The 7347-nt window shown below is 35.7% G+C and carries 6 protein-coding genes and 1 pseudogene; 3 read left to right on the forward strand and 4 right to left on the reverse strand.

Features of this window, described 5'->3' with window-relative positions; all coding sequences use genetic code 11:
- Positions 1-1034, forward strand: a 1034-nt coding sequence (locus AC1DJR_RS14525) for a NupC/NupG family nucleoside CNT transporter (protein ID WP_477002876.1), incomplete at its 5' end; no start/stop codon positions are given.
- A gap of 45 nt (positions 1035-1079) precedes the next feature.
- Here the strand turns inward: AC1DJR_RS14525 and AC1DJR_RS14530 are convergent.
- Positions 1080-1591, reverse strand: a pseudogene (locus AC1DJR_RS14530) (hypothetical protein).
- 506 nt (positions 1592-2097) lie between these two features.
- On the opposite strand from AC1DJR_RS14530, the gene AC1DJR_RS14535 reads away from it, so the two are divergent.
- Together AC1DJR_RS14535 and AC1DJR_RS14540 are read left to right on the forward strand one after the other, a co-directional pair.
- Entirely contained in the window at positions 2098-3174 is a 1077-nt protein-coding gene (locus AC1DJR_RS14535) for a polysaccharide deacetylase family protein (protein WP_429687011.1), read from the forward strand.
- A gap of 116 nt (positions 3175-3290) precedes the next feature.
- Positions 3291-4520 (forward strand): aminopeptidase, encoded by a 1230-nt coding sequence (locus AC1DJR_RS14540; protein WP_477002877.1) that lies wholly within the window; start codon positions 3291-3293, stop codon positions 4518-4520.
- A gap of 40 nt (positions 4521-4560) precedes the next feature.
- Here the strand turns inward: AC1DJR_RS14540 and AC1DJR_RS14545 are convergent, their stop codons facing one another.
- From AC1DJR_RS14545 to AC1DJR_RS14555, 3 genes are all read right to left on the reverse strand, one after another.
- The gene (locus tag AC1DJR_RS14545) at positions 4561-4884 is read right to left on the reverse strand and encodes a DMT family transporter (protein ID WP_000263259.1); all 324 of its coding nucleotides are present in this window, start codon (positions 4882-4884) and stop codon (positions 4561-4563) included.
- Positions 4885-4931: 47 nt separating this feature from the next.
- Positions 4932-6383: an NADP-dependent succinate-semialdehyde dehydrogenase gene (gene gabD / locus AC1DJR_RS14550; protein ID WP_429687012.1), complete on the reverse strand. Its 1452-nt coding sequence runs from the start codon at positions 6381-6383 to the stop codon at positions 4932-4934.
- Positions 6376-7347, reverse strand: a 972-nt coding sequence (locus AC1DJR_RS14555) for an APC family permease (protein WP_477002878.1), incomplete at its 5' end; no start/stop codon positions are given. The genes gabD and AC1DJR_RS14555, both read right to left, overlap by 8 nt.

Raw genomic sequence — 7347 nt, forward strand, 5'->3', positions numbered from 1 at the left:
TTATCATCTTCATTAGTAAAGTTTTCAACAAACTAATTAAACTTGGTACGACAGGTGTCGATTTTCTCTTTAATGGAATTCAAAGAGATTTTGTCTTTTTCTTAAACGTATTACTAATTATCGTATTTTTCTCAGCACTACTTTCTATCTTTAGTTATTTAGGTGTTTTACCATTCATCGTTCGTATTGTCGGCGGTGCACTTTCAAAAATTACTGGTTTACCACGCGTTGAATCATTCCACGCAGTAAATTCTGTATTCTTTGGTTCAAGTGAAGCGTTAATCGTTATTAAAAATGATTTACAACATTTTAATAAAAACCGTATGTTTATCATTTGTTGTTCTGCAATGAGCTCAGTTTCTGCCTCTGTAACAGCATCATACGTTATGATGTTAGATGCGAAATATGTATTAGCGGCTCTTCCGCTAAACTTATTCTCAAGCTTAATCGTTTGTTCATTATTAACACCAGTTGATACGAAAAAAGAAGACGAAGTGGTTCAAAAATTTGATAGAAACCTATTCGGAGATAGCCTTATCGGCGCTATGATTAACGGTGCGCTTGATGGTTTAAAAGTAGCTGGTATCGTTGCTGCGTTAATGATTGCCTTCATTGGTGTTATGGAAGTTGTAAACTACGTAATTAGCGCTGCTTCAGGTGCAATGGGATAYGCTGTTACTTTACAACAAATCTTCGGTTATATACTTTCTCCATTCGCATTCTTAATGGGTATTCCAACTCAAGATATTATCCCAGCTGGTGGTATTATGGGTACGAAGATTGTATTAAACGAGTTTGTAGCAATCCTTGATTTAAAAGGCGCTACTGCAACATTAGCTCCACGTACGGTTGGAATCGTTACAGTATTCTTAATTAGCTTCGCAAGTATTAGCCAAATTGGTGCGATTGTTGGTACAATCCGTGCCCTTTCTGAAAAACAAGGAAGCATCGTATCTAAATTTGGTTGGAAAATGCTATTTGCATCAACACTTGCTTCTATTTTATCTGCAACAATCGCTGGATTGTTTATTTAATAAAAAATCACCTTACTTGTTTAAGTAAGGTGATTTTTTGATTCTTTATGAAACCGAGTGAAATTCGACCGCTTCTTCTGTATTGATAATCCTATCTTTATATATACCTTTTATTGAAATATAAATGATAGATTTGTTTATGTTTTTTAACTTTCCTAATGAAAAATGATAAAGTAATCCATCGCTTTTTAAGGTCCACATCTTCCCACTCCATGGCCCAGTAGCTTTTTGTTCATCCGATGCCTTTATTTCACCTTCATATTCACACTCTCCAAAAGGAGTTTTAATTGTATTCTTCTCTGTATCAATTCGAATATTTTTAATTAGTTTCAAATTCTCATCAGAGAGAATTTGAATTTCATGGTCTTTCTTTTTAAAAAAGAGTTTTCCGTCTTTTGTATTTATATATTCTGCATTATTCATTTCATCTATCATAAAATCATATTCTTCTTTTGTAATACCCACTCCTCCACACTATTCGCTTTACTCRYTTCACTTTGACAACCGACTATGAATAGCGATATGARMAGGATATATACTAGTTTTTTATATTTCATTTCTGTTCTCCACTCCGTACATCATTCTTACTTACATTTATAGCGGTTCTTATTATAGTCCAAGATCCTGATATTTTAATAGAAACTACTCTACATATGCAAAATTGCATATTAATAAACCTTTCTCTTACTTTAAAATTAACTTAAATTATTTACCAAAATATACAAATTACAAATTAAAAATGTTATAATTTGTAAAAAAATATATTGGAGGATATTATGAAAGCTCACGCCCTTTTCGACTTCTTACACTTACTAGTTTTAAGCATGAAAAGCTATTATGTATGGGGAATGCCAATCTATGTATTCATTATCCCTCTTATTTTTGTAGTAGGTTATATCATTATCAAATCAAATAAGAAACGCAAGAATACCTCTATTCAAAGTCACTAACCTACCATTCACCTAAAAATGATATGATGAACAAGGGTATATCCCCACCTCTCTTATAGCGGTGGGGATTTTAATGTAAGTATGCAACATAATACACAATAGAAGGTGATTTTATGAGAAAATACGCAGCGATTGCTTTATGTACATCTGCCATTCTAGCAGGATGTAATACTAGCAATGTAGAGCCTAAAAAAGAAAAAAAGGTTCAAGAGGTTAAGAAACAAGAAGAGACTGTGCGGGAACAAGGTAAAATTTCTTATAATCCAATTACGCACGAATCTACAAACGCAAATATTCATATTACRGACATAAARGATTCTTTAACCGAAGTACAATATAAAATTTGGCGCACTGCTGATGGAAAGGAAAGTGCTAAATCCTTTTCTTCTAAAGAGAAAAATCAACAATTTACACTTCCCTTTGATATAAAAGAATTTGAAGGAAAACGCGGTGAATATCAAATTGAAGCTACAGGAACAACAGAGGGCGGAAAAACTATTCCACTTACGGAATCTACTATTACTTTCGAGCAAAAAGTTCCTGTTCTTATGTATCACGCAATTGATGATTATCATGGACAAGGTATTAAAGATTTATTCGTATCGCCTGCTAACTTTGAAGCACAAATGAAGTATTTAAAAGAAAATGGTTATACTTTGTTAACGTTTGAACGCTGGGGCGATATAAATAAAGTAAACAAGCCGATTTTCGTTACATTTGATGACGGTATGAAAAATAATATGAATGCATTTCATGTTTTACAAAAACTAAAAGACGATACATTTAAACCAGCGGCAACAGAATATATGATTGTTGATAACGTTGATGTAGAAGGCGCCCTTTCTACATCTGAAATAAAAGAAATGGTTGATTCAGGTATTTTTTCTGTACAATCTCACACAGCAACACACGCAGACTTGCCGAAAATTACAAACTATGATGAAGAGTTAAAAGGATCAAAAGAAAAGCTAGAGAAAATAACAGGTAAGCCTGTTATCGCAATTGCTTATCCATTTGGTCATGTAGATGATAAAGTTGTCGCAGAAACAAAGAAACACTATCAATTTGCAACAACAACGAAGCCAGGACAATTCATTACGAAGGGTGAACCTGATGAGTTGTTAAAAATGAAGCGTGTTCGCATACACCATACAACGACTGTAGAACAATTTGCTTCTTCGATTAAATAACTATTAGAGCTCAATACATTTTGAGCTCTCTTTTTACGTTATATTTATATATATTTTTAGAATTTTCTTGTATTATATATAGTAAGAAATCTTTCAAACTAAAGGAGATTATACATATGTCATTTGAACAAACGTTAGAGAAATATGCTGCCCTTGCAGTCAATGTTGGTGTTAATATTCAACCCGGACAAACTTTATCAATCAGTGCACCTCTTGAGGCTGTACAGTTTGTACGCCTAGTTACAGAAAAAGCATATAAATCTGGTGCAAAACACGTATATGTTGATTGGAATGATGAGACGTTAACACGCTTAAAGTTCGATCTAGCTCCTGAAGAAGCTTTCTCTGAATTCCCTTCTTGGAAAGCAMATGCTCGTGAAGAATTAGCAAAAGAAGGCGCTGCATTTATGTCCATCTATGCAGAGAATCCTGATCTATTAAAAGGTGTAGAACCAAAGAAAATTGCAACAGCTCATAAAGTAGCTGGAGAAGCGATGAAAGTATACCGTGATTATGTACAAGCAGATAAAGTAAGCTGGTGCGTAATTTCTGTTCCTACGAAAGAATGGGCTGCAAAAGTATTCCCTGACGTAGCGCCAGAAGAACAAGAAACAAAACTATGGGATGCTATCTTCAAAGCTACTCGTGCTGATTTAGAAAATCCTGTGGAAGCATGGAAAGAACATGATGAAACACTACATACAAAAGTAGATTACTTAAACGAAAAACATTATAAAGCTCTTCACTATACAGGCCCTGGAACAGACTTAACAATCGAACTTCCAGAGAARCATGTATGGGCTGGTGCTGGTAGCTTAAATGAAAAGAACGTAGCATTTATGGCTAACATTCCAACTGAAGAGGTATTTACAATGCCTCTTAAAACAGGTGTGAACGGCCAAGTATCTAGCACAAAACCGTTAGCATTTGCAGGTAATATTATCGATAACTTTACATTAACATTCGAAAACGGACGTATCGTAGACTATAAAGCTGRATCTGGTGAAGAGGCTTTAAAACATTTAGTAGAAACAGATGAAGGTTCTCACTTCTTAGGCGAAGTAGCTTTAGTACCTCATGATTCACCAATTTCAAACACAAATATTTTATTCTACAATACGCTATTTGATGAAAATGCATCTTGTCACCTTGCAATCGGAAATGCTTATGCATTTAACTTAGTTGGCGGAAAAACAATGTCTAAAGAAGAACTTGCTGAAAATGGCGCAAACGCTAGTATTACACACGAAGACTTCATGATTGGATCAGCTGAGCTTGATATCGACGGCATTACAGCTGATGGAAGACATGAACCGATCTTCCGTAAAGGTAACTGGGCGTTTTAATAAAAATAAAAGGCTATCTTCCACGCCGGAAGATAGCCTTTTATGATGCCGATGACACTTTCAGTCCAATTACTCCTAAAACAATAAAGAGAATACAAAATGCTTGGAATAAATTAATATGCTCTTTAAAAAAGTACACACTAATGATTGTAATAAGTAGCGTTCCCACACCAGACCAAATTGCATAAGCAATGCTTAAATGAATCTTTTTAACAACGATAGCAAACACGCTGAAACAAATTCCATAGAATACGAAAATAAGTACACTTGGAACAAGCTTTGTTAAACCATTCGATAACTTCATCGCAATCGTTCCAGCTACTTCAAAAATAATTGTTACGAGTAATAATAGCCAATATACCATACTAGAATCTCCTTCTCTGTTACCTTATAGAGATTCTAGTATACTACTTATAGTCCTAACGAAATATATTTAATTTCTAAATATTCCTCGATACCGAAATGGCCTCCTTCACGGCCGATACCACTTTCTTTAAAGCCTCCAAATGGTGCTTGTGCAACTGATGGAAGGCCATCGTTTAAGCCGATAATTCCGTACTCTAACGCTTCACTAATTTGGAATGCTTGGCTAATATCTTTTGTGAAAATATAAGCAGCCAAGCCATATGGTGTATTATTTGCTCGTTCGATTACTTCTTCAACTGTTTTAAATTTAGCAACTGGTGCAACCGGTCCAAATGTTTCTTCATTCATACAAAGCATCGTGTCATTTGCCAATCCAATTACCGTTGGCTGAATGAAATAACCATCTAACTCTGCAAATTTATGGCCACCGTATAAAACTTCTCCGCCCTTTTGAATTGCATCTTCAATATGTTCTTGTACTTTCGAAACTGCATTCGCATCAATAAGTGGACCTACAGTTGTTCCTTCGCCGAATCCATCTCCGACTTTCAGCTGCTCTACAGCTGTTGTGAACTTCCCTGCAAATTCTTCATACACTTCTTCTTGAACAAAGATGCGGTTTGTACATATACACGTTTGTCCTGCGTTACGGAATTTCGAACCAATTACCGCTTCTACCGCCTTATCTAAATCAGCATCATTCATAACAATAAATGGAGCGTGACCACCTAATTCAAGCGAAACCTTTTTCATCGTTTGCGCAGCGCTAGCCATTAATTCTTTTCCAATTTCAGTTGATCCTGTAAAGGAAACTTTTCGAACGCGCTCATCTTCCATCCACGTATCAGCAATTGCTTTTGCACTACCTGTTACAATATTTATTACACCTTTTGGAATATCTGCTTCATGTGCTAATTCAACTAACTTCAATGCAGTTAATGGCGTTTGACTCGCTGGTTTCACAACTGCCGTACAGCCTGCTGCAAGTGCTGGAGCTACCTTTCTCGTAATCATAGCAGCCGGGAAATTCCAAGGCGTAATAGCTGCCATAACCCCAACTGGTTGCTTTATAACTAAAATACGCTTATTCGGATGAGAAGCAGGAATCATTTCACCGTATATTCGCTTTCCTTCTTCTGCGTACCATTCAACAAAACTATTTGCATAATTCACTTCACCAAGTGCTTCTGCAAACGGCTTCCCTTGCTCTCTCGTCATGATTGCTGCAATTTCTTCTTTATTTTCATCAATGAGCGTGAACCATTTTTTTAACTTTACTGCGCGATCCGCTGCCGTTAATTTTGACCATAATTTAAAAGCCTCATGTGCAGCATCAACTGCTTGCTTTGCCTCTGTAATCCCGCCCTTTGGTACAGTTGCAAATACTTCCTTTGTCGCTGGATTATTCACTTCGATTTGTTCTTGCAGTGTAATCCACTCACCATTTATATACATCGCTTTTTTATCTAAGTTTACGAACGTCGCTTTTTTATCCAATGTTTTCTTCCTCCTCTATATCTTCATTCTCATTAGAATTATTCTTATACTTATCAAACAGCATTCTCATAAAGAAATAACCACCTAAAATCGTCCACCCTAACACCATTAGCCATTCGTACGGCCAAATTAATGCAGCAGGCATCCCAGGCATATACAATAAAATAAAACCAATACTTAATATTACCGCTATACTCCCGACTACTTTTCCATTCTTCACTCGAAACGGTCTAGCCATATTAGGTTCTGTTTTGCGTAACTTTAAAAATGATAAACTAACTAATAAATATGAAACAACAATCCCAAGTCCACCTGCATTTACAATCCATACAAGTGCTGGTCTTCCAAGTAACGGAGCAAAAAATGATAGCATCCCTAGGAACATAATCGCATTAGTAGGTGTTTTATATTTCGGATGTACTTTTCCAAACCAAGCTGGAATCATTTCATTTTTAGCCATCGCATATAACACACGACTACCTCCAATAATAAAAGCATTCCAACTTGTAACAATTCCAGCTAACCCACCAAAGATTAAAATATTCGCAAATATTTTCGATCCAAAAACTGCTCCCATCGCATCAGCAGTTGCCAATTTTGTATTCAAGAGTGCGTTTTGATCTAATGCCATCGAAACTCCAACTGTAATAAGTAGATAGAATACGACCGCACAGACAACAGAGAATATTAAAAGTTTTCCGATTTCTTTAAACGGAAGATTCACTTCTTCCGCTACTTGCGGGATTACATCAAATCCGACAAATAGAAACGGAACCATTATAAGGACAGCCATTACTCCACCTGCACCATTTATAAAAAATGGCTCTAAATTTTTTGTATCTCCGTTGAAACTAGATCCAAAAACGAGCATAATGCCCGTCGCTACAATAAATATTGTAAATATACTTTGAAATACAGCGGCTGTTTTGACACCAAAGTAGTTAATGATTGTAATAAGTAATGC

The organism is Bacillus sp. 05T31 (assembly GCF_056396725.1).